The organism is Alkalibacillus filiformis, assembly GCF_030814115.1.
Taxonomy (GTDB): domain Bacteria; phylum Bacillota; class Bacilli; order Bacillales; family Alkalibacillaceae; genus Alkalibacillus; species Alkalibacillus filiformis.
The window spans coordinates 425,234-445,266 of record NZ_JAUSUP010000001.1; the positions used below are offsets into that span (position 1 = coordinate 425,234).

The 20,033-nt window shown below is 36.7% G+C and carries 19 protein-coding genes; all 19 read left to right on the forward strand.

Annotated elements, in window-relative coordinates; genetic code table 11:
• Positions 1–15: 15 nt before the first annotated feature.
• The 19 genes from dapA to J2R98_RS02450 all read left to right on the forward strand — a co-directional run bounded on the left by dapA (position 16) and on the right by J2R98_RS02450 (position 19,929).
• A complete protein-coding gene (dapA, locus tag J2R98_RS02360) occupies positions 16–882 on the forward strand; it encodes a 4-hydroxy-tetrahydrodipicolinate synthase (protein ID WP_307065745.1) in 867 nt (288 codons plus the stop codon).
• 114 nt (positions 883–996) lie between these two features.
• Positions 997–1,722, forward strand: a complete 726-nt coding sequence (locus J2R98_RS02365) for a ClpP family protease (protein ID WP_307065747.1) — start codon at positions 997–999, stop codon at positions 1,720–1,722.
• The gene (locus J2R98_RS02370) at positions 1,719–1,928 is read left to right on the forward strand and encodes a YlzJ-like family protein (RefSeq protein ID WP_307065749.1); all 210 of its coding nucleotides are present in this window, start codon (positions 1,719–1,721) and stop codon (positions 1,926–1,928) included. Before J2R98_RS02365 ends, J2R98_RS02370 begins: the two co-directional genes overlap by 4 nt.
• An 88-nt stretch (positions 1,929–2,016) precedes the next feature.
• A complete protein-coding gene (locus J2R98_RS02375; RefSeq protein ID WP_307065750.1) occupies positions 2,017–4,299 on the forward strand; it encodes a DNA translocase FtsK in 2,283 nt (760 codons plus the stop codon).
• 120 nt (positions 4,300–4,419) lie between these two features.
• Entirely contained in the window at positions 4,420–5,709 is a 1,290-nt protein-coding gene (gene yfmF, locus J2R98_RS02380; RefSeq protein ID WP_307065752.1) for an EF-P 5-aminopentanol modification-associated protein YfmF, read from the forward strand.
• Positions 5,702–6,991 carry an EF-P 5-aminopentanol modification-associated protein YfmH gene (yfmH, locus tag J2R98_RS02385; RefSeq protein ID WP_307065754.1) on the forward strand — a complete coding sequence of 430 codons (1,290 nt, stop codon included), beginning with the start codon at positions 5,702–5,704 and terminating at the stop codon, positions 6,989–6,991. Before yfmF ends, yfmH begins: the two co-directional genes overlap by 8 nt.
• Before the next feature lie 3 nt (positions 6,992–6,994).
• Positions 6,995–7,723 carry an elongation factor P 5-aminopentanone reductase gene (gene ymfI, locus J2R98_RS02390; RefSeq protein ID WP_307065756.1) on the forward strand — a complete coding sequence of 243 codons (729 nt, stop codon included), beginning with the start codon at positions 6,995–6,997 and terminating at the stop codon, positions 7,721–7,723.
• Between the two features lie 66 nt (positions 7,724–7,789).
• Entirely contained in the window at positions 7,790–8,050 is a 261-nt protein-coding gene (locus J2R98_RS02395) for a DUF3243 domain-containing protein (RefSeq protein WP_146814534.1), read from the forward strand.
• A gap of 171 nt (positions 8,051–8,221) precedes the next feature.
• Complete coding sequence (locus tag J2R98_RS02400; protein ID WP_307065758.1) at positions 8,222–9,016, forward strand: YmfK family protein; 795 nt, start codon at positions 8,222–8,224, stop codon at positions 9,014–9,016.
• 17 nt (positions 9,017–9,033) lie between these two features.
• The gene (locus tag J2R98_RS02405; RefSeq protein WP_307065759.1) at positions 9,034–9,939 is read left to right on the forward strand and encodes a helix-turn-helix domain-containing protein; all 906 of its coding nucleotides are present in this window, start codon (positions 9,034–9,036) and stop codon (positions 9,937–9,939) included.
• Positions 9,940–10,024: 85 nt separating this feature from the next.
• Positions 10,025–10,603 carry a CDP-diacylglycerol--glycerol-3-phosphate 3-phosphatidyltransferase gene (gene pgsA, locus J2R98_RS02410; protein ID WP_307065761.1) on the forward strand — a complete coding sequence of 193 codons (579 nt, stop codon included), beginning with the start codon at positions 10,025–10,027 and terminating at the stop codon, positions 10,601–10,603.
• Complete coding sequence (locus tag J2R98_RS02415; RefSeq protein WP_307065763.1) at positions 10,603–11,844, forward strand: competence/damage-inducible protein A; 1,242 nt, start codon at positions 10,603–10,605, stop codon at positions 11,842–11,844. The genes pgsA and J2R98_RS02415 overlap by 1 nt, the downstream gene beginning before the upstream one ends.
• Positions 11,845–11,932: 88 nt before the next feature.
• Entirely contained in the window at positions 11,933–12,967 is a 1,035-nt protein-coding gene (recA, locus tag J2R98_RS02420; protein WP_307065766.1) for a recombinase RecA, read from the forward strand.
• Positions 12,968–13,231: 264 nt separating this feature from the next.
• Positions 13,232–14,797 (forward strand): ribonuclease Y, encoded by a 1,566-nt coding sequence (rny, locus tag J2R98_RS02425; RefSeq protein ID WP_307065768.1) that lies wholly within the window; start codon positions 13,232–13,234, stop codon positions 14,795–14,797.
• 726 nt (positions 14,798–15,523) lie between these two features.
• A complete protein-coding gene (locus J2R98_RS02430) occupies positions 15,524–16,321 on the forward strand; it encodes a TIGR00282 family metallophosphoesterase (protein WP_307065770.1) in 798 nt (265 codons plus the stop codon).
• 112 nt (positions 16,322–16,433) lie between these two features.
• Positions 16,434–16,694 (forward strand): stage V sporulation protein S, encoded by a 261-nt coding sequence (locus tag J2R98_RS02435; protein WP_307065772.1) that lies wholly within the window; start codon positions 16,434–16,436, stop codon positions 16,692–16,694.
• 175 nt (positions 16,695–16,869) lie between these two features.
• Entirely contained in the window at positions 16,870–17,781 is a 912-nt protein-coding gene (locus tag J2R98_RS02440; protein ID WP_307065774.1) for a dipeptidase, read from the forward strand.
• A 161-nt stretch (positions 17,782–17,942) separates the two neighbouring features.
• Positions 17,943–19,517, forward strand: coding sequence for a tRNA (N6-isopentenyl adenosine(37)-C2)-methylthiotransferase MiaB (miaB, locus tag J2R98_RS02445; protein WP_307065776.1), 1,575 nt, complete (start codon positions 17,943–17,945; stop codon positions 19,515–19,517).
• Between the two features lies 1 nt (position 19,518).
• The gene (locus J2R98_RS02450) at positions 19,519–19,929 is read left to right on the forward strand and encodes a YlbF/YmcA family competence regulator (RefSeq protein ID WP_307065778.1); all 411 of its coding nucleotides are present in this window, start codon (positions 19,519–19,521) and stop codon (positions 19,927–19,929) included.
• Positions 19,930–20,033 lie beyond the last annotated feature (104 nt).

Here is a 20,033-nt window from a genome sequence, read left to right on the forward strand (position 1 = left end):
GAAGGGGTTTTGACAGTGGATTTTGGGAATGTTTTAACTGCGATGGTTACGCCCTTTGACGATGAAGGACGTTTAGATTTAAACAAAACTGAGAAGTTAGTTGAGTATTTAATTGCAAACGGATCTGAAGGTTTAGTATTAGGTGGAACAACAGGTGAATCACCAACACTATCAAATGAGGAGAAACTACAACTTTTTACTGCTGTTAAAGAGATGGTCAATAATCGAGTACCGGTTCTCGCTGGTACCGGTAGTAATCATACACAAGCAGCAGTAGAATTGACTAAGCAAGCTACTAAAACAGGCGTTGACGGTATTATGTTAGTGACACCATATTACAATAAGCCGAATGAAGAAGGTTTATACTTACATTTTAAAACAATTGCTGAAAGTACATCATTGCCAGTCATGCTATATAATGTTCCAGGTCGCTCAGTCGTTAATATGTCAGTTGATACGACCGTTGAGTTATCAAAAATCTCCAATATTGTATCGACGAAAGATGCTAGTGGCGACATAGATATGATGAGCGAAATTATCGAAAGGACGGATGATTCTTTCAGTTTATATGTTGGTGATGACAGCATGACATTACCATCGTTAGCTGTCGGTTCAAAAGGTGTTGTTTCGGTTTCAGCACATGTTATAGGAAATGAGATGAAACAAATGGTTGATGCCTTTCGCTTGGGACATACGACTCAAGCAGCACAAATTCATCGAAAGATTTTACCAAAGATGAAAGCGTGTTTTATGGCCCCTTCACCAGCACCTGTAAAAGCAGCGTTAAATTACTACGGAATTGATGTCGGTTCAGTTCGCTTGCCTTTAGTTGATTTATCACTAGAAGAGTTTAATACATTAAAAACAGTATTAGATCAATAATATATTTGTCATTAATTAAACTGGTCTCATTCCTAATGAGACCAGTTTTTACTTTTTGTTATGCATGACTAACCACAAAATGCGAACAATACGAACTAAAGGTAGGTGTTAAAGATGAATCAAGATCAACCAAATAACGATGAGAAAAAACAGGAAGGTCAAAGTCAAGATTCATTAATGGAAAAAATTAAACAGCTCGGCTCAACAAATGTCCCTCAAGCACCCGATTCCAATATTCACGTACTACCGATTATTGGACAAGTTGAAGGGCACCTTCAATTACCCGCTAAAAATAAGACGACAAAATATGAACACCTTATTCCGCAAATTATAGCTATAGAACAAAATCCTAAAATTGAGGGTGTCATTATTTTGTTAAATACTGTGGGAGGAGATGTAGAAGCAGGTTTGGCAATTTCAGAAATGATCTCGTCTCTATCTAAACCATCTGTATCCCTCGTATTAGGTGGCGGACATTCTATTGGTGTGCCAATTGCTGTTTCAGCAAACCACTCTTTTATTACCGAGACTGCTACCATGACCATTCACCCAATCCGCTTAACTGGTCTAGTGGTTGGTGTACCACAAACATTTGAGTACCTTGACAAAATGCAAGATCGTGTTATTAATTTCGTAACCCATCACTCAGATATTGAAGAAGACAAGTTTAAGGATTTGATGTTTGCCAAAGGTAATTTAACTCGTGATATTGGTACAAACGTTGTTGGTCAAGACGCTGTTGATTATGGTCTAATTGATTCAATTGGCGGCGTTAAAGAAGCGATGGTCAAACTTAATGAGTTAATCGGTAAAACTGATGATGACCAGGTGATCGAATGATTATATATACGCCATTACTCGAACAAGAAATTTTTGAGGATGAAGAAGAGCATGAAAGCTTTCATTGGTTAAATGTTGAACATGCAACAGTTAAATTAAGAAGAGATGTTGAAAACAATAGTTTTGAAATTGTTCACATGACATCTACTAATCCATCAGATTATTTAAAGAACCACTTACAACCTGGGTCAATTTATTACTTATAATCATCCAAAAGGAGGTAACTCTGTGATATAATGAACGTTAGAAGCAGCCGATTATTAGGCTGCTTCACTCATTTTTGAGGTGATGAAGATGGCGAAGAAAAAACGTAAAACAAAACGCAACAAAAGAAAACCTTTATTGAAGTTTGAATTAATAGGATTACTATTAATTTTAACTGCTATTTTCTCAAGTGGAATAACACCGATCAGCGAAGGTGTCATTCCAAATTTATTAACGAATTTACTGCAATGGTTGTTTGGTTTTTGGTACGCAATTGCAAGTGGCTTTATGTTCGTCTTAGGACTCTATTTATTAGTGAAAAGGACATGGCCAACATTTACATCAATGAAATGGATTGGTTTTTACGTATTAGTTGGCTCAATTATACTTTATACTCATGTACAAGCCTTTGAAACTGTCGTGGCGACTAATTCTGACCAGTCAATTTTCACATTAACTTGGGATTTCTTTGATGCATACCAAAATGGGATTGTCACTTATGAAGAAATTGGAGCTGGGATGACAGGTGCACTATTATTTTTCCTAAGTTTTTATTTATTATCTTCTGCAGGAGCAAAAGTTCTCGCGCTCTTTGCGCTTATTATTGGAATTATGTTGTTATCTGAAAAATCTTTAACAGATGTAATTAACCAAGTGTATACATACTTCAAAACTAAGTTTGATCATTGGAAGGCACAAAGAGAAAAGAGCAAAGAAGAAAAACAAAAAGAACCAAAAGAAAAGCCCGAGCCTGACACAGTAACTGTAGAAATTGAAGATCATGCAACACCACAAGAAGAGCCTGTAATTGAAGGTTTCGAAACGTATGGAAATGAACCTGACTTAACAGAAATTGAAACGAAAGAATGGACGGAAACAGTTGAGAATGAGTCAGAGCAACAATTTGATGAACATGAACAACTACCGTTGACTGAAGTTGAAAATGAAGACTATAAATTACCTTCTTTAAACTTGTTAGCGAATCCTGTCACCCATTCACAACAGCAAGAGAAGTCACAAATTCAATCAACTGTTAAGAAGTTAGAACAAACATTTCACAGCTTTGGTGTTAAAGCAAAAGTAACGAAGGTTCACGTTGGACCAGCTGTTACTAAATATGAAGTTTATCCAGACGTTGGTGTGAAAGTTAGTAAAATTGTTAATTTGCATGACGATTTAGCACTGGCTTTAGCTGCTAGAGACATCAGAATTGAAGCACCAATACCGGGTAAATCAGCAATCGGAATTGAAGTGCCTAATACTGAAGTGGCACAAGTATCGATGAGAGAAGTGATGCAACCCATTCATCAAAGTCCTTCCAAATTACTGTTCGGATTAGGACGAGATATTGCTGGTGATGCTATTACAGCTGAATTAAATAAAATGCCACACATGTTAATTGCAGGTGCGACAGGTAGTGGTAAAAGTGTTTGTGTAAATGGTATTATTACAAGTATTTTGCTACGTGCTAAGCCACATGAAGTGAAAATGATGATGATTGACCCTAAAAAAGTTGAATTAAATGTATATAATGGCATACCACATCTATTAGCGCCAGTTGTAACGGATCCTAAAAAGGCATCTCAAGCACTTAAAAAGATTGTTTCAGAGATGGAAAGACGTTATGAGTTATTTTCTGATACTGGTACAAGAAATATTGAAGGATATAATGACTACATTAATAAAGTGAATGAGCAAGAAGGTGAAAATCACCCACAATTACCATACATCGTTGTTTTAATTGATGAGTTAGCAGACTTAATGATGGTTGCTTCAAATGAAGTAGAAGATGCTATTACTCGACTAGCACAAATGGCGCGAGCTGCAGGGATTCATTTAATTATCGCTACACAAAGACCATCAGTTGATGTTATAACAGGCGTAATTAAAGCGAATATTCCTTCTAGAATTGCGTTTAGTGTATCATCGCAAACTGATTCGAGAACGATTTTAGATAGTGGTGGTGCTGAGAAGTTACTCGGTAAAGGTGACATGCTATTTTTACCAGTTGGTGCTTCTAAGCCAACACGAATACAAGGTGCGTTCTTATCTGATGAAGAAGTCGAATCCGTAGTCGATTTCTGCATCGAACAACAGAAAGCACAATATCAAGAAGAGATGATTCCAAGTGAATCAAATGAACAACATGAAGAAGTAGACGATGAATTATATGAAGATGCTGTCCAACTAATAGTCGAAATGCAAAGTGCGAGTGTGTCAATGTTACAACGCAAATTTAGAATTGGTTACACGAGAGCTGCACGTTTAATTGATGCAATGGAAGAACGAGGGATCGTTGGCCCATATGAAGGTAGTAAACCAAGAAAAGTACTAGGATCACCAAACACACAACATGAAGAACAATCGTCATAACTTCACAATAATATTCTTATGTAAACTCAGGTTTAGTAATTTTACTGAACCTGAGTTAAATAGTATGTTTTAACGTATAAAGGTAAAATATATAATAAGAAATTCCTAAGGAGGACTGACATGCAAACGTTAGTAGATCATAAAGTAGACTATGATGACTATGAGTTACATTTAATTAACACGAAAAAGTTTAAAACGAACACAATCGCTTTAAAGTTCTCTCGTCCTATCGAACGTGAAGATATAACGAAAAGAGCTTTAATTCCTTTTGTATTACAAAAAGGTGCTGCGAAATATCCAACAGAACGTGACTTGAGATTAGAGTTAGACGAATTATATGGCGCAAAGTTCTCAATTACGAGCTCCAAAAAAGGTGAAAACCATATCATTACTTTTACATTAGATTTAGCGAATGAAAAATTTATTGAGGGAGAAGATGAACTTCTTCAAAAAGGGATTAGTTTTTTACATGAAATTGCTAACAACCCAAAGTTAGACGGAGATCAATTTGATTCTAATATTGTTGAGAAAGAAAAAGAAACGTTAGAAAACAAAATTAATTCGATCATTGATGAGAAAATGCAATACGCTAATATGCGCTTAATCGATGAAATGTGTAAAGGTGAGAAATTCGGCATTCGTTCGCACGGATACTTAGAAGATTTAGACGAAATTGATGCACAAGTTTTGTATGAAGCGTATCAAAAGATGATCACGGAAGATCAATTAGACATTTATATCGTTGGAGATTTAGAAGAAGAGCATGCTAAAAGTATTTTGGAAAGCAAGTTTCAAATTAATCGAAACCCTAATGTGAGTATTAGACGTGTAGAGCCTAAAGAGCCTTCAGAAGAAAACGATATTACTGAGGCTCAAAAGATCCAACAAGGTAAACTACATTTAGGTTATCGAACTGGTATTACGTATCAAGATGAACAATACCCTGCACTCCAAGTGTTCAATGGCATTTTCGGTGGATTTCCACATTCAAAACTGTTTTTAAATGTTCGTGAAAAACATTCATTAGCTTATTATGCTGCATCACGCTTTGAAAGTCATAAAGGATTATTGTTTGTGTTTAGTGGCATTGCTCCAGAAAAGTATGACCAAGCGAAAGATATCATTATGGAACAACACGAAGCCATTAAAAAAGGTGAAGTCTCTGATGAAGAGCTTGAACAAACAAAAAAGACGATTATCCATTCATTAAAAGAAACAATTGATCGTCCGCGCGGTATTATCAATTGGTACTACCAGCAAGTAATTGGTGGAAAAGAAATGACTAATCAAGAAATGGTAGAAGCTATACAATCAGTAACGAAAGAACAAGTCGTTGCAGTGAGTAAACGAGTGCAATTAGATACTGTTTATTTCTTAACAGCAGAAGATGGAGGTGCGGAACATGAATGAATTAAAAATTCCTCGAATAAATGAATCCATCTATCATGATCGATTAGAAAATGGGTTAGACGTTTTCTTATATCCGAAAGATGAATTAGAGAAAACGTTTGCTATTTTTTCTACAAAATACGGGTCAATTGACCAAAAATTTATACCATTAAACGAACAAGAAATGGTTACAGTTCCTGATGGTATTGCTCATTTCTTAGAACACAAAATGTTCGAAAAAGAAGATGGAGATGTTTTTCAACACTTTTCCGAACGTGGTGCATCAGCTAATGCTTTTACTTCATTTACACAAACAGCATATTTGTTTTCAAGTACTTCTGATGTAAAAGAAAATGTTGAAACGTTGTTAGACTTTGTCCAAGACCCTTACTTTACAGAGGAAAGTGTAGAGAAAGAAAAAGGCATTATCGAACAAGAGATTCGTATGTATGACGATAAGGCAGACTGGCGTTTATTTTTCGGCACGTTAGGTGCTATGTTCGAAAAGCATCCAGTTCATATTGATATTGCTGGTACAGTTGAATCCATTAATAAAATTACACATGAAGACTTATACACTTGCTATGAAACGTTTTACCACCCGTCTAACATGCAGTTGTTTATCATTGGTAACTTCGATTTAGACGAAATTGAATCATTAGTTCGTGATAATCAAAGCAATAAATCGTTTGAAGATCAAAAAGAAATCGAACGTGATTACGGAGATGAACCCGTACAAGTTCATAAACAACAAGAAGTTATAAAAATGCCAGTAAGCACTCCAAAATGCATGGTTGCGGTTAAGGAAAAGCCAGAAGCGTTACAAAAAGAAGTCCTTTTAGAAAATGACTTAGTGCGAGATATCGTATTAGATTTATACTTTTCAAAGAGTGGACGTTATTTTGAGGAGTTGTACCAAGAAGGTTTAACGATCGATACGTTACGTTTAGAATTTGTCTTAGAAGATTCTTTCGGCTTCACGGCAGTAGGTGCTAATACGATGGAGCCTGAGAAATTTAGTAAGCGTGTGAAAGAAATGTTTCTACAAATTAAAGATGAAGAAATAGATGAAAATGATTATGAACGTGCAAAGAAGAAAAAGTACGGTGAACTGATTCGAGAATTTAATGACATCGAAGGTACAGCGAACAATTTCATGCAGTATAATCAAATGGGCTTAGACTTTAGAGATATCTTTGAAACGCTTGAAAATTTATCGTTAGATCGTTTTAAAGACAATCTTTCCAAATGGGTTAGTGAAGAACAAATTGCAATTTGTATGGTAGTTCCTGAAGGGGAGTAAGCGGTGAAGAACGAGGAGATTGTTCTAGTTATAGGTTCAAGTGGGGAAATCGGTAAGGCTACGGTTCAGGCTTTAGCTGAACATAATAATAAACGGTTTATTTTACATTATAGTAAAAATAGTCAAGTTGTAGATGATTTAGTGGAAAGTTTACATGAAGATCAAGTATTAATGACTATTCAGGCAGACCTATCTCAATCGGATAAGATATATTCATTAATTGATCGCATCCCTTTCGATGTCGATACGATCGTTTTTGCACAAGGACAAGCTTTATCTCAAACGTTTATAAAGTTAGAGGAACAGACAATGGATTGTGTGTACAACGTTCACGTTAAGGCTACAACGTTAATTACACAAGCATTTCTAGCCCCAATGGTCAAAAAGCAATTTGGCAATATTGTGGTCATATCTTCTATTTGGGGTGAAGAAGGAGCTAGCTTTGAAGTATGGTACTCCATGATGAAAAGTGCCCAAATTAATTTTGTTAAATCATTAGCTAAAGAATTGGGACCTTCTGGTATTAGAGTAAATGGTGTCACACCTGGTTTCATTAATACGAAAATGAATGAAGCGTTTACAGCAGAAGAGACAACTTACTGGATAGAAGACGTTCCACTTAGTAGGTTAGGTGAAGCAAGTGAAGTGGCCAATTGTGTTAAGTTTTTATGTTCCAGTCAGTCAAGCTATGTAAACGGCCATATTTTAAAAGTAAACGGCGGAATTAGTTAGCTTAATGTATAAAGTTCATCTTTCAGCTCAAAATATAAGTGACATATATCAAAAGGAGGATGAGCGATGTCCGTTTTAGATAACTTTGAACAATGGAAAGATTTCCTTGGTGATCGCTTGCACCAAGCAGAAGATCAAGGTGTTGATCATGCGACGATCAATAACCTTGCCTATCAAGTGGGAGAACATTTAGCTACGAAAGTTGATGCTCACAATGACGAAGAAGCCATGCTAAGAGATCTTTGGAATGTTGCTTCAGAAGAAGAACGCAAATCCATTGCAAGCATGATGGTTAAACTTGTACAAAACGAAGGTACTGACAGATAATACTTAGCTCCGTAAAGTGAATTATACACTTTGCGGAGTTTTTTACATTTGTATTAAATTTCATTATTTATCCTTTTAACCTTTTCATTAATATTAAAATAATTTATTATAGAAATAACATGTCTGTAAAATTTGGACATATATTATAATTGGTACGAAAGGCTGATTGTGATGGATGAACGTAAAGATTGGTATTTAGAATATGAAATTAAGTATAATCGGCCTGGCCTATTAGGTGATATATCTTCTTTATTAGGAATGTTATCTATAAACATTATTATGATTAATGGTGTAGAAGACCACCGACGAGGCATGTTGTTATTAAGTAAAGATGATCGCCAAATCGAGCGTTTAATCAGTATTTTAAATACGATGGATACCATTCGGGTAACGAAAATTAGACGCCCAAAATTACGTGATAAATTAGCTGTAATGCATGGTCGTTACATAAAAAGTGATTCAGACGACAAGAAAACGTTTCGCTTCGTACGTGACGAGTTAGGTTTATTAGTCGATTTCATGGCCGAGCTTTACAAGAAAGAAGGACACGTTTTAATTGGTATTAGAGGGATGCCGAGAGTCGGCAAAACTGAATCAATCGTTGCAGCGAGTGTCTGTGCTAATAAAAGATGGTTGTTCTTATCTAGCACATTATTAAAGCAGACGGTCCGTAGTCAGCTAATTAAAGACGAATACGGAGCAGATAATTTATTTATCATTGATGGTGTTGTGTCGATGAAACGCGCTACAGAAAAACATTGGCAACTAATAAGAGAAGTCATGAGTATACCTGCGGTTAAAGTGGTTGAACACCCTGATGTCTTCATTCAAAACTCGGAATATTCTTTAGATGACTTCGATTATTTCATCGAACTTCGAAATAGTGTAGATGAAGAAATTCAGTATGAGAAAATTCAAAAACCACAATTTGATGAGCAGGATGGCTTTTCTATGTTTGACTTTTAAATGGATGGTGTTAATCAATGGAATTAGGGCAAAGACTTAAAGAAGCGAGAGAAGAAAAAGGGTTAACAATTGAACAGCTAGCTGAATCTACTAAAATCCAAAAGCGCTATTTAACTGCAATTGAAGATCATCAATGGGATACAATTCCCGGTAACTTCTATGTTCGCGCTTTTGTTAGAGAGTATGCTGATGCTGTTGGTTTAAACGGCGATGAACTCATAAATGAATATGCTAATGAGTTACCTTCTGGGGACGATCGAACGTATGAATATATGACGCCATCAAGAAAGAACAGCAAGGCTCAAAAAGCAAGTAACCAAATCTTCACCCTTCTTCCAAAACTATTAGTATTTCTATTAATTATTGGAATTGGGTTTGCCATTTGGTATTCAATTGTTAATTATATTCAGCCTGCCATAACAGATGGTGAAGAACAAACTTCGCAAGAAATCATTACTGCTCCAGAAGATGAGGAAGACGAAGTAAGCGAAGAAAATGGTAATGAAGAAGCATCAAATGAAGATGAGGAAGAGTCGACTGAAAAAGACGAGGTCGAGGAAACTAATCCTAGCTTAAACGTGCTTGACGTTAATCAAGACAGTACACCAAGAACGACATATGAATTAGTTGATACGGATTCATTTGAGGTTACACTTACTGTAAACGATGAAACTTACTTAGAAATTGATTTAACAGAAGACGGAGATGAGTCACAACTTTTTTCAGGAATGTTTAGTGTTGATGATTCACCATTTGAGTTTGATTCAGATGGAAATGAAGTTGAGCTAGAGATGAACATAGGACGTGCAAGTGGATTTGGTATTGAAGTAAGCGGTGTCGAGCTTGAGTATGAAGTCGACCCGAACGACAATGTCCATCAACGTATCATTATTTTATGGGAAAATGAGCATGAAGAAGACTAATCCTTTGCTTTTAATCGCAAAGGATTTCTTTTTCGGTTAAAATATACTATAGATATTGCAGTAGATGAAAATGGAGGATTACGTTATGAACTTACCAAACAAAATCACTATCTCACGACTATTTTTAATTCCGATTTTTATCATTTTATTAGTGGCACCCTTAGATTGGGGTAGCTATGACATCGGAACTTATGAGCTACCTGTTACACACTTAATTGCTGCTATTATATTTATTGTCGCTTCCTTAACAGACTGGTTAGACGGATACTATGCTCGTAAATATAATCTTGTGACGAATCTCGGAAAGTTTTTAGATCCATTAGCAGATAAATTGTTAGTTTCTGCAGCTCTAATTTGCTTAGTTGAATTAGGTATGGCTCCTGCTTGGATTGTCATCATCATTATTAGTAGAGAGTTCGCTGTTACAGGATTACGTTTAGTTGCAGCTGGTGACGGAATCGTTTTAGCAGCAAGTCAAATGGGGAAACTGAAGACGACTTTACAAATTGGTTCAGCTGCATTTTTATTACTGCACCATTTTCCTTTTTCTTATATTGGGTTACCAATCGGTACTATTTTGCTATATTTAGCAGCATTAGTAACAGTTATATCAGGAGTTGACTACTTTAAGAAAAATTGGCATGTGATGAGGGATTCTAAATAATGAATAGTAAGTGCGAAATTATTTCAGTAGGTACAGAGCTGTTATTAGGGCAAATCGTTGATACCAATGCAAGTTGGTTGTCTGAAAAGCTGAATAACATTGGGTTAAATGTATATTATCATCAAACGGTTGGTGATAACTTTAATCGTTTAACTAGCGTATTTGAACAAGCACAAAAGCGCTCAAATATCATTATTGTCACTGGCGGGCTAGGCCCAACAGAAGATGATCTAACTCGCGAAGTTGCTGCAAATTTATTTGACACAGATTTGAAGTTAGACGAACCTACGTTTCAAGAGGTTCAAAGCTATTACACTGAACGAAATTTAACGATGACTGAAAACAACCGTAAACAAGCACTATATTTCAATGGTGGTGAAGTGTTTCATAATAAGGTTGGTATGGCTCCTGGTTTACATTTTGAACATCAAGGTGTTTTATGGTTTTTCTTACCTGGTGTACCTAAAGAAATGAAGTGGATCACAACTGAAAAGGTTATTCCATACCTTCACGATAAAGGGTTAACTGAGGGCAAGTTGTTCCATCGAGTTTTAACATTTCAAGGTATAGGTGAGTCAGCATTAGAAACTGAATTAATTGATTTAATCCACGAACAAACGAACCCTACAATCGCTCCATTAGCGGGTAACGGTTACATTATGATTCGATTAACGGCAAAAGCAAATAAAGAAGTAGAAGCAACTGAGTTATTAGATGGTACTGAGCGATTGATCCATGAGCGGGTTGGAAACTTCTTCTTCGGTTATGGTGATCAGTCGCTCGATCAACAATTGATTCACCTTTTATCGAAACATCGACTGACTCTTTCAGCTTGTGAAAGTATTACAGGAGGTCAATTTGCTTCGACAATCGTTTCGAATAAGGGTGCTTCTCAACTTTTCAAAGGAAGTATTATTTCATATACAGATGAAATGAAAGAAAAAGTTGTCGGCATTCCCAATCATATCTTGCAAAAAGAAGGTGCAGTCAGCGAGGCATGTGCTAATTTGATGGCAGAAAATACACAACGAATGTTAAATTCAGATTTATCTATTAGCTTCACTGGTGTAGCCGGCCCAGGTGAAGTAAATGGTTATGAGCCTGGTACTGTCTTTATAGCCATTAACTACAATGGACAAACTAAATGTGATCATTATCATTTCGCTGGAGATCGAAATCAAGTTAGAGATGAAGCGGTTCAGGTTGGGCTCAAACAGTTAATTGGTATTATTAATTCGTAAAAAAACAGAACAAATATTCGCTATTTTCTTGGCAAATGATTAATTTCATAGTATTATAGATACAGATGAACGAAAGGGGAATGTAATTATGAGCGACCGTAAACAAGCATTAGATATGGCACTAAAACAAATAGAAAAACAATTTGGCAAAGGCTCCATTATGAAGCTAGGAGAACAAGAAGGACAAGCGATTTCAACTGTATCAACTGGTTCGCTAGGAGTCGACGTAGCATTAGGTGTTGGTGGTTATCCAAGAGGACGAATCGTTGAGATTTATGGCCCTGAATCCTCAGGTAAAACAACTGTTGCACTACATGCTATTGCAGAAGCTCAAAAACAAGGTGGTCAAGCTGCTTTTATTGATGCTGAGCACGCCTTAGATCCTGTCTATGCTAAGAATTTAGGTGTTAATATAGATGAGCTGTTACTTTCACAGCCAGATACTGGTGAACAAGCTTTAGAGATTGCTGAGGCACTAGTACGTAGTGGCGCAGTAGATATTATTGTTGTTGACTCTGTAGCAGCATTAGTACCTAAAGCAGAAATCGAAGGCGAGATGGGAGATGCTCACGTTGGTTTGCAAGCTCGACTAATGTCACAAGCACTAAGAAAGTTGTCGGGTGCAATTAATAAATCGAATACAACAGCTGTATTCATTAACCAAATTCGTGAAAAAGTCGGTGTAATGTTCGGTAGCCCTGAAACAACTCCAGGTGGACGTGCACTGAAATTCTACTCCTCTGTTCGCCTAGAAGTTCGTCGTGCCGAGACGTTAAAACAAGGTAATGATATGGTGGGTAATAAAACGCGTGTTAAAGTAGTGAAAAATAAGGTAGCACCACCATTCAAACAAGCAGAAGTAGATATTATGTACGGTGAAGGCATTTCTAAAGAAGGTGAGATCTTAGATATCGGCTCTAATTTAGAAGTGGTACAAAAGAGTGGAGCATGGTTCTCCTATAATGGTGAAAAATTAGGCCAAGGTCGTGAGAATGCAAAGCAATTCTTAAAAGACAACCCAGATATTTATGAGCAAATTCATAATGAAATTCGAGCTCAATACAATATCGATGATGAAGCATCAGAAGAAACTGAACCACAAGAAAAATTAGAGCTAGAATAAATCTTTACAACACCTTTTCTCGTACAATATTGAGTAAAGGTGTTGTATTAGTTTTCTTTAAAATTATAAGCAAAAAGTATAGCATTTTTTTAGACATATAGTTAAATAGTTTGACAATTCCCTGACATGAACGATAGACAAGCTTAAAATTAATATGTATAATTTTCATTTTATACTTTGATGCTTATGATGAATGATTGTACATTACCGACCGAAATGAAAATGAAAGTTTGAAACAAATGAATAGCAAGAGGAGGTGAATGTATGGATAGTATGGCAATTTTAATCATCTCCATTTTGCTTGCTTTAGTTGTCGGTACTGTTGTTGGTTATCTGATTCGTCGTTCGATTGCGGAAGCTAAAATTTCTAGTGCTGAAGAATTTGCTCGTAAAATAGAAGAGGAAGGCAGAAGAAATGCAGAGGCTGCCAAGAAGGAAGCTCTTTTAGAAGCTCAAGACGAAAGTCATCGTTTACGCCAAGAGCAAGAAAATGAATTACGAGAGCGTCGAAATGAGATCCAAAAGCAAGAAAATCGACTCATGCAAAAAGAAGAAACGCTTGATCGTAAAAGTGAAACGTTGGATAAACGTGAGCTAACATTAGAAAACAAAGAGGAGTCATTAAACGAAAAACAACAACAACTAAATAAAGCTGAAAGCAAAGTGGAAGAATTGTTATCGACACAACAAGCAGAGTTAGAAAGAATTTCAGGTCTAACAGAAGAACAAGCAAAACAAGTCATTATTGACCGTGTCGAAAAAGAGATGGCACACGAAACTGCTATGATTATTAAACGTGAAGAATCTCGTGCCAAAGAAGAAGCTGATAAGAAAGCTAAAAATATCTTGTCGCTAGCGATTCAACGTTTAGCAGCTGAGCACGTCTCTGAAACGACAGTCTCTGTTGTTAACCTACCAAATGATGAAATGAAAGGCCGAATCATCGGTAGGGAAGGTCGTAATATCCGTACGCTTGAAACGTTAACTGGTATTGATTTAATTATTGATGACACACCTGAAGCTGTCATTCTTTCTGGTTTTGACCCGATCAGACGCGAAGTTGCGCGTATTGCGCTTGAAAACCTTGTACAGGATGGAAGAATTCACCCTGCACGAATCGAGGAAATGGTAGAAAAATCTCGACGTGAAGTTGATGAATACATCAGAGAAGTTGGTGAAGAAGCGACATTTGATATTGGTGCTCATGGCATCCACCCTGATCTAGTTAAGATCATAGGCCGACTGAAGTACCGTACAAGTTATGGTCAAAACGTTCTGAAACACTCTCTAGAAGTCGCTTACTTGTCTGGACTGTTAGCTGGAGAACTCGGAGAAGACGAGCAATTAGCTAGACGAGCTGGCTTATTACACGATATCGGTAAAGCTGTTGACCATGAAGTGGAAGGCAGCCACGTTGAAATTGGTAAAGAACTAGGCCAGAAATACAAAGAGAATGAGACGGTAGTAAATGCTATTGCTTCTCACCACGGTGATGAAGAAGCGACTAGTGTCATCTCTGTAATCGTTGCAGCTGCCGATGCTCTATCAGCAGCTCGACCAGGAGCTCGTAGTGAATCACTAGAGAACTATATTAAACGTTTAGAAAAACTAGAAGAAATAGCAGACGCTTATGAAGGTGTTGAAAAGTCATTCGCAATTCAAGCTGGGCGTGAAGTCAGAATTATGGTTCGTCCAGATGATATTGATGATTCAACTGCTGTTACAATGGCTCGCGATATTCGCCACAAAATTGAAGAAGGTTTAGAGTATCCAGGGCATATTAAAGTAACAGTAATTCGTGAAACACGTGCAGTAGAATATGCTAAGTAATAAAAGACGGCGCTAAGCCGTCTTTTATTTTGACTAGAGTTATTAAATATGTAACGATAAATTTATAGGCTCTATACTAAATATGGTGGTGTCCATTATTACAACAGTCATTATAGAAGTTGATAAGTGAACTGTTGGTTTGTGACTCGCTTTGACGGACGCTTGGCGTGGGCACGACTTCGAGAAGCCTATGACCTTAATGAAGTGAACAATTGTTCAAAACAAGTAGACATAACCACTTGTATATTAGGTGAGCACTACTAAGCGGAATCAAAATGCGTAGACTCCAGCGGGAACAGCACGAGTCTCGAGACCCCACAGGCCCCGCACTTTGGGCCGAGAGATGCACCTGCGTATTATAGTTATGCTTCGTAGTAGGCTTCCTCGGTGCAAAGCAAAAGAAGATTACTCGAAGTAGTAGCTTGGCTCGAGCCGTGCCTCGGCAAAGAAAACACTGCGAAAAGCGATCGCAGGGAGTTTGAGCAGATGTTGCACTTGTGCCCTGCGGGTGAAAGCGAAGCATTTTGATGTAGCGATGTTAGGCACACAAAGAAGTTATACGAGAGATTAATGGAACGACAGTCGTTTTGTCCAAAACCTATACGTTAAAAGGGTAATAAGTGGATGGTGTAAATTTTTACACCACCACATTTGAAATAGAACCTCTTACTCTTAATAGACCATTTGACATCAAAAAAAGAATATAGTTTTAGAAAGGATCTAGTTATGAATATTCTATTTATTGGCGATATTGTAGGTAAGCCTGGACGCACAGCACTACAAAACCAACTACCAAAATTAAAAAAGCAATATCAAGCTGACTTGACGATTGTAAACGGTGAGAATGCTGCGCATGGAAAAGGCATAACGAAAAATATCTATCAGCAGATTCTTGATTGGGGAGCAGATATTGTCACTTTAGGTAATCACGCTTGGGATAAACGGGAGATTTTCGACTTTATTGATGATGCTCACCAACTAGTCAGACCGGGCAATTACCCAGAAGGGACACCAGGTACAGGCCTTCAATTTTATAAAGTTGGCTCAAAAAAAGTTGCTGTCATTAATATTCAAGGCCGTACGTTTATGAACCCTATTGATGATCCTTTTACTGTCGTTGATCAATTGATTGAGCAAGCAAAGAAAGAAACGAATGTTATATTCGTAGACTTCCATGCTGAAGCAACAAGTGAAAAACAAGCAATGGGCTGGTATCTAGATGGACAAGCGTCAGTGGTCGTAGGTACCCATACACATATTCAAACTTCAGATGAACGAATTTTACCTAATAAAACAGCTTATATTACGGATGTTGGAATGACAGGACCATATAACAGCATTTTAGGAGTAGAAAAAGAAGCCGTTATTCGTAAGTTTAAAACAGGCTTGCCCGTTCGCTTTGACATTCCTGAAACTGATCAAACGGTCTTAAGTGGTGTCGTTGCAAAAGTCGATTCAAAAACAGGTGAAGGAAAAAATATTAAAAGAATATTAATCAATGATGACCATCTCAACTTCGAATAGACAAATTATTTGAATTTTTCCGATAATTAGTTCATAATAAAAGGAATAGGTCGTAGAAATGCTGAATAGATTAATTATGAAATCACTATAGTAATTGAAGGAGGAACTAGGGATGGAAATACTCAAAGTATCATCGAAATCAAATCCAAATTCAGTGGCAGGTGCATTAGCAAACGTATTAAGAGAGCGTGGCTCTGCCGAAATTCAAGCCATTGGTGCAGGTGCACTGAACCAAGCAGTTAAGGCTGTGGCCATATCCAGAGGGTTTGTTGCTCCTAGTGGTGTTGACTTGATTTGTATTCCAGCATTTACAGATATTACGATCGATCAAGAAGAACGTACGGCGATCAAGTTAATTGTTGAGCCGAGATAAAAGCAGAAGAAGTGAGTACAAAGCTAGCAATAGCTTTGTACTTTTTTTGTATTCAAATATTTATGGAAATCATTCTCATCCATTTTTTCTGTCAATTTTATTGCCTATTCTATAATTGTTAGTAAAATGGAAATATACGAGCTTTGAATCTTTTATATGGGAGAGGGGGATCGTTATGGTGATTGATATGCACTGTGACGCTTTATTAAAATTATGGGAAGATCGTTCAAAAACTTTTGATGATGGTGATTTACATATTTCTTATTCTAAGTGGGTGGAAAGCCCAGTTAAAGTTCAATGTTTTGCAATATTTGTACCTCCAGAAATAGATGAAGATCATTTTAATGCTGCTTTAGAAATGGTAGATCTTTTTCATGAGAAAGTTGTTAAGCCTTATGACAACATAAAGTGGGTCCAAAGTAAGGAAGACATTGAATCATTAAAACCTCATGAAAAAGGTGCAATGTTAACTTTAGAAGGTTGTCATGTAATAGGCGAAGACTTACACAAATTACGTACTTTACTTAGTCTAGGAATTAAAGCGGTTGGACTAACATGGAATAATACGAATGCGGTATCTGGAACTTGTGTAGAGGAACCTGAAAAAGGATTAACAGATTTCGGCAAAGAAGTCGTTCAAGTACTAAATGAGTATAACGTTTTTACCGATTGTTCTCACCTGTCTCCAGCTGGAATTGATGATGTGTTAAAGTATGCTAATGATCCAATGTTTTCACATTCGAATGCCAAATCAATTTATGCGCATGACCGCAACGTTTCTGATGAACATTTGAAACAATTCTTTCATCAGAAGGCACCAGTTGGATTAACATTTGTTCCTTATTTCACTGCAGAGGGTGATGAAGTGACAATCGATGATTTAGTTAATCATTTAGATTATTTGTATGAGCTGGGTGGCCGAGACTCGATTGCTTTCGGTTCTGATTTTGACGGGATAAGTAAAACGATTAAACATTTAGAACATATCGGACACTATGACAACCTAATTCAAAAAATATTAGAACGATATTCTACTGAAGACGTCCATAAATTTACTTATGATAATTTCGTTAGACATTTAGATTAATCATTTATATAACCCAAAAGTTTGTCTTAATTATGACAACTTTTGGGTTTTTTATTTTGGATTTTTTATATGATTATTGTTAAAATCACGTTGAGCAATTATACTGATAAGAGGTATGCGTGTGTCGTATATATAGGAGACCTAAGGAAAGGAGCCTTGTCATGAATGAGAAGCAAAGAAAAGAACAAAACCAAATAAAACAGAGTAATCCATCGGACATAAAATCCGACCAGGATAATCTCGATCGCTTAAAAGATAAAACATCAGATGATTTTGTTAAATATTTTGAAGCTACTTACGAACCACCAAACTTACGTAAAGCTCAAAAGCGTGGTAAACAAGATGTTAAGTACCATGACAATTTTGAAATCGATGAACAGTTTAAAGAACTAGGTACTGGCCGTAAATATTTAATTCGTACTTATGGTTGTCAAATGAACGAGCATGACACAGAAGTTATGTCAGGCATCTTAGAAGAGATGGGGTATGAGGCCACCACGGATCAGAAAGAAGCTGATATCATCCTTCTAAACACGTGTGCAATCCGTGAGAATGCTGAAAACAAAGTATTCGGTGAGATCGGACACTTAAAACCATTAAAAGTCGAAAATCCTGACTTGATTATCGGTGTATGTGGCTGTATGTCACAAGAAGAGTCAGTTGTGAATCGAATTCTAGAAAAGCACCATCAAGTCGACTTAATTTTCGGTACACACAACATTCACCGTTTACCGCAACTTGTTCAAAACGCACACTTAAGTAAGGAGCGCGTTGTAGAAGTTTGGTCTCAAGAAGGTGACGTTATTGAAAACCTGCCAAAGCGACGTCAAGGTAACATAAAAGCATGGGTCAATATTATGTACGGTTGCGATAAATTTTGTACGTACTGTATCGTTCCGTATACGCGTGGTAAGGAACGTAGCCGTCGCCCTGAAGATATTATCCAAGAAGTACGTCATTTAGCTGCGCAAGGTTACAAAGAAGTGACTTTATTAGGTCAAAATGTTAACGCGTATGGTAAGGACTTCGATGATATTGAATTCGGCTTAGGTGACTTAATGGATGAAATTCGTAAAATTGACATTCCAAGAGTGCGCTTTACGACATCACACCCTAGAGATTTCGATGATCGTTTAATCGAAGTTCTAGCCAAAGGTGGCAACTTAATGCCATATATCCATTTACCAGTACAATCAGGTAATTCTAATGTACTGAAATTAATGGGACGTAAATACACGCGCGAACAGTATTTAGAATTAGTTCGTAAAATTAAAGAAGCGATCCCTCATGCTTCGTTTACGACAGACATTATTGTCGGTTTCCCTAACGAAACTGAGGAGCAATTTGAAGATACGCTGTCACTTTACGATGAAGTTGGCTTTGAAGGTGCTTATACTTTCATTTTCTCTCCAAGAGATGGCACACCAGCAGCTAAGTTTAATGATAAGATTTCTATGGATGAGAAAAAAGAACGTCTTCAACGTCTAAATAAGAAAGTAAATGCTTTATCTGCTGAAGCGATGAAAAAGTATGAAGGTGAAACAGTTAAAGTATTAGTAGAAGGCGAGAGTAAAAACAATTCTGATGTATTAGCTGGTTATACTGAGCATAGTAAACTAGTTAACTTTACAGGACCAAGATCGTCAATCGGACAAATTGTAGAAGTAAAAATTACAGAAGCTAAAACTTGGACGCTTGATGGCGTCATGGTTGAAGAGTCAGTTGAGGTGAGTTAATATGGCAAAGTATACAAGACAAGAAGTCATCAAAGAAGCAAATGAGTTAGCTTACAAATTAGCTAACATCGAAGAAATCGAACGCTTTAAAGAATTAGAAGTAAAAATTAACAATAACAATAAAATCCAAAGCCACATTAAGAAAATTAAAGCGTTACAAAAGCAAGCTGTTAATTTGCAGCATTATGACAAGCATGAAGCTCAAAAACGAGTGGAAGAAGAGTTAGATCGTTTACAAAACGAATTAGATGAAATTCCAATCGTTCAAGAATTTAAGGAATCACAAGTCGTTGTAAATGATATTTTACAACGTGTTACGAAAACAATTGCTGATGAAGTAACTAATGAAATCATTAGGGCAACAGGTGGCAATGTTTTAAAAGGCGAAACGGGTAAAGAGTTACAAGACTAAATTATGTATGATGACTAATCCTTGGCTTCGAACTTCATTGTTCTTAAGCCAAGGATTTTAATTTTATTTAATCGTTATTTCCTCTAGCCACATGAACATTTTAA

Coding starts and splice junctions, on each gene's coding strand:
- J2R98_RS02365 (WP_307065747.1), top strand. CDS start 997: ATGAATCAAGATCAACCAAATAACGATGAGAAAAAACAGGAAGGTCAA.
- J2R98_RS02370 (WP_307065749.1), top strand. CDS start 1,719: ATGATTATATATACGCCATTACTCGAACAAGAAATTTTTGAGGATGAA.
- J2R98_RS02375 (WP_307065750.1), top strand. CDS start 2,017: ATGGCGAAGAAAAAACGTAAAACAAAACGCAACAAAAGAAAACCTTTA.
- yfmF (WP_307065752.1), top strand. CDS start 4,420: ATGCAAACGTTAGTAGATCATAAAGTAGACTATGATGACTATGAGTTA.
- yfmH (WP_307065754.1), top strand. CDS start 5,702: ATGAATGAATTAAAAATTCCTCGAATAAATGAATCCATCTATCATGAT.
- J2R98_RS02395 (WP_146814534.1), top strand. CDS start 7,790: ATGTCCGTTTTAGATAACTTTGAACAATGGAAAGATTTCCTTGGTGAT.
- J2R98_RS02400 (WP_307065758.1), top strand. CDS start 8,222: ATGGATGAACGTAAAGATTGGTATTTAGAATATGAAATTAAGTATAAT.
- J2R98_RS02405 (WP_307065759.1), top strand. CDS start 9,034: ATGGAATTAGGGCAAAGACTTAAAGAAGCGAGAGAAGAAAAAGGGTTA.
- pgsA (WP_307065761.1), top strand. CDS start 10,025: ATGAACTTACCAAACAAAATCACTATCTCACGACTATTTTTAATTCCG.
- J2R98_RS02415 (WP_307065763.1), top strand. CDS start 10,603: ATGAATAGTAAGTGCGAAATTATTTCAGTAGGTACAGAGCTGTTATTA.
- recA (WP_307065766.1), top strand. CDS start 11,933: ATGAGCGACCGTAAACAAGCATTAGATATGGCACTAAAACAAATAGAA.
- rny (WP_307065768.1), top strand. CDS start 13,232: ATGGATAGTATGGCAATTTTAATCATCTCCATTTTGCTTGCTTTAGTT.
- J2R98_RS02430 (WP_307065770.1), top strand. CDS start 15,524: ATGAATATTCTATTTATTGGCGATATTGTAGGTAAGCCTGGACGCACA.
- J2R98_RS02435 (WP_307065772.1), top strand. CDS start 16,434: ATGGAAATACTCAAAGTATCATCGAAATCAAATCCAAATTCAGTGGCA.
- J2R98_RS02440 (WP_307065774.1), top strand. CDS start 16,870: ATGGTGATTGATATGCACTGTGACGCTTTATTAAAATTATGGGAAGAT.
- miaB (WP_307065776.1), top strand. CDS start 17,943: ATGAATGAGAAGCAAAGAAAAGAACAAAACCAAATAAAACAGAGTAAT.
- J2R98_RS02450 (WP_307065778.1), top strand. CDS start 19,519: ATGGCAAAGTATACAAGACAAGAAGTCATCAAAGAAGCAAATGAGTTA.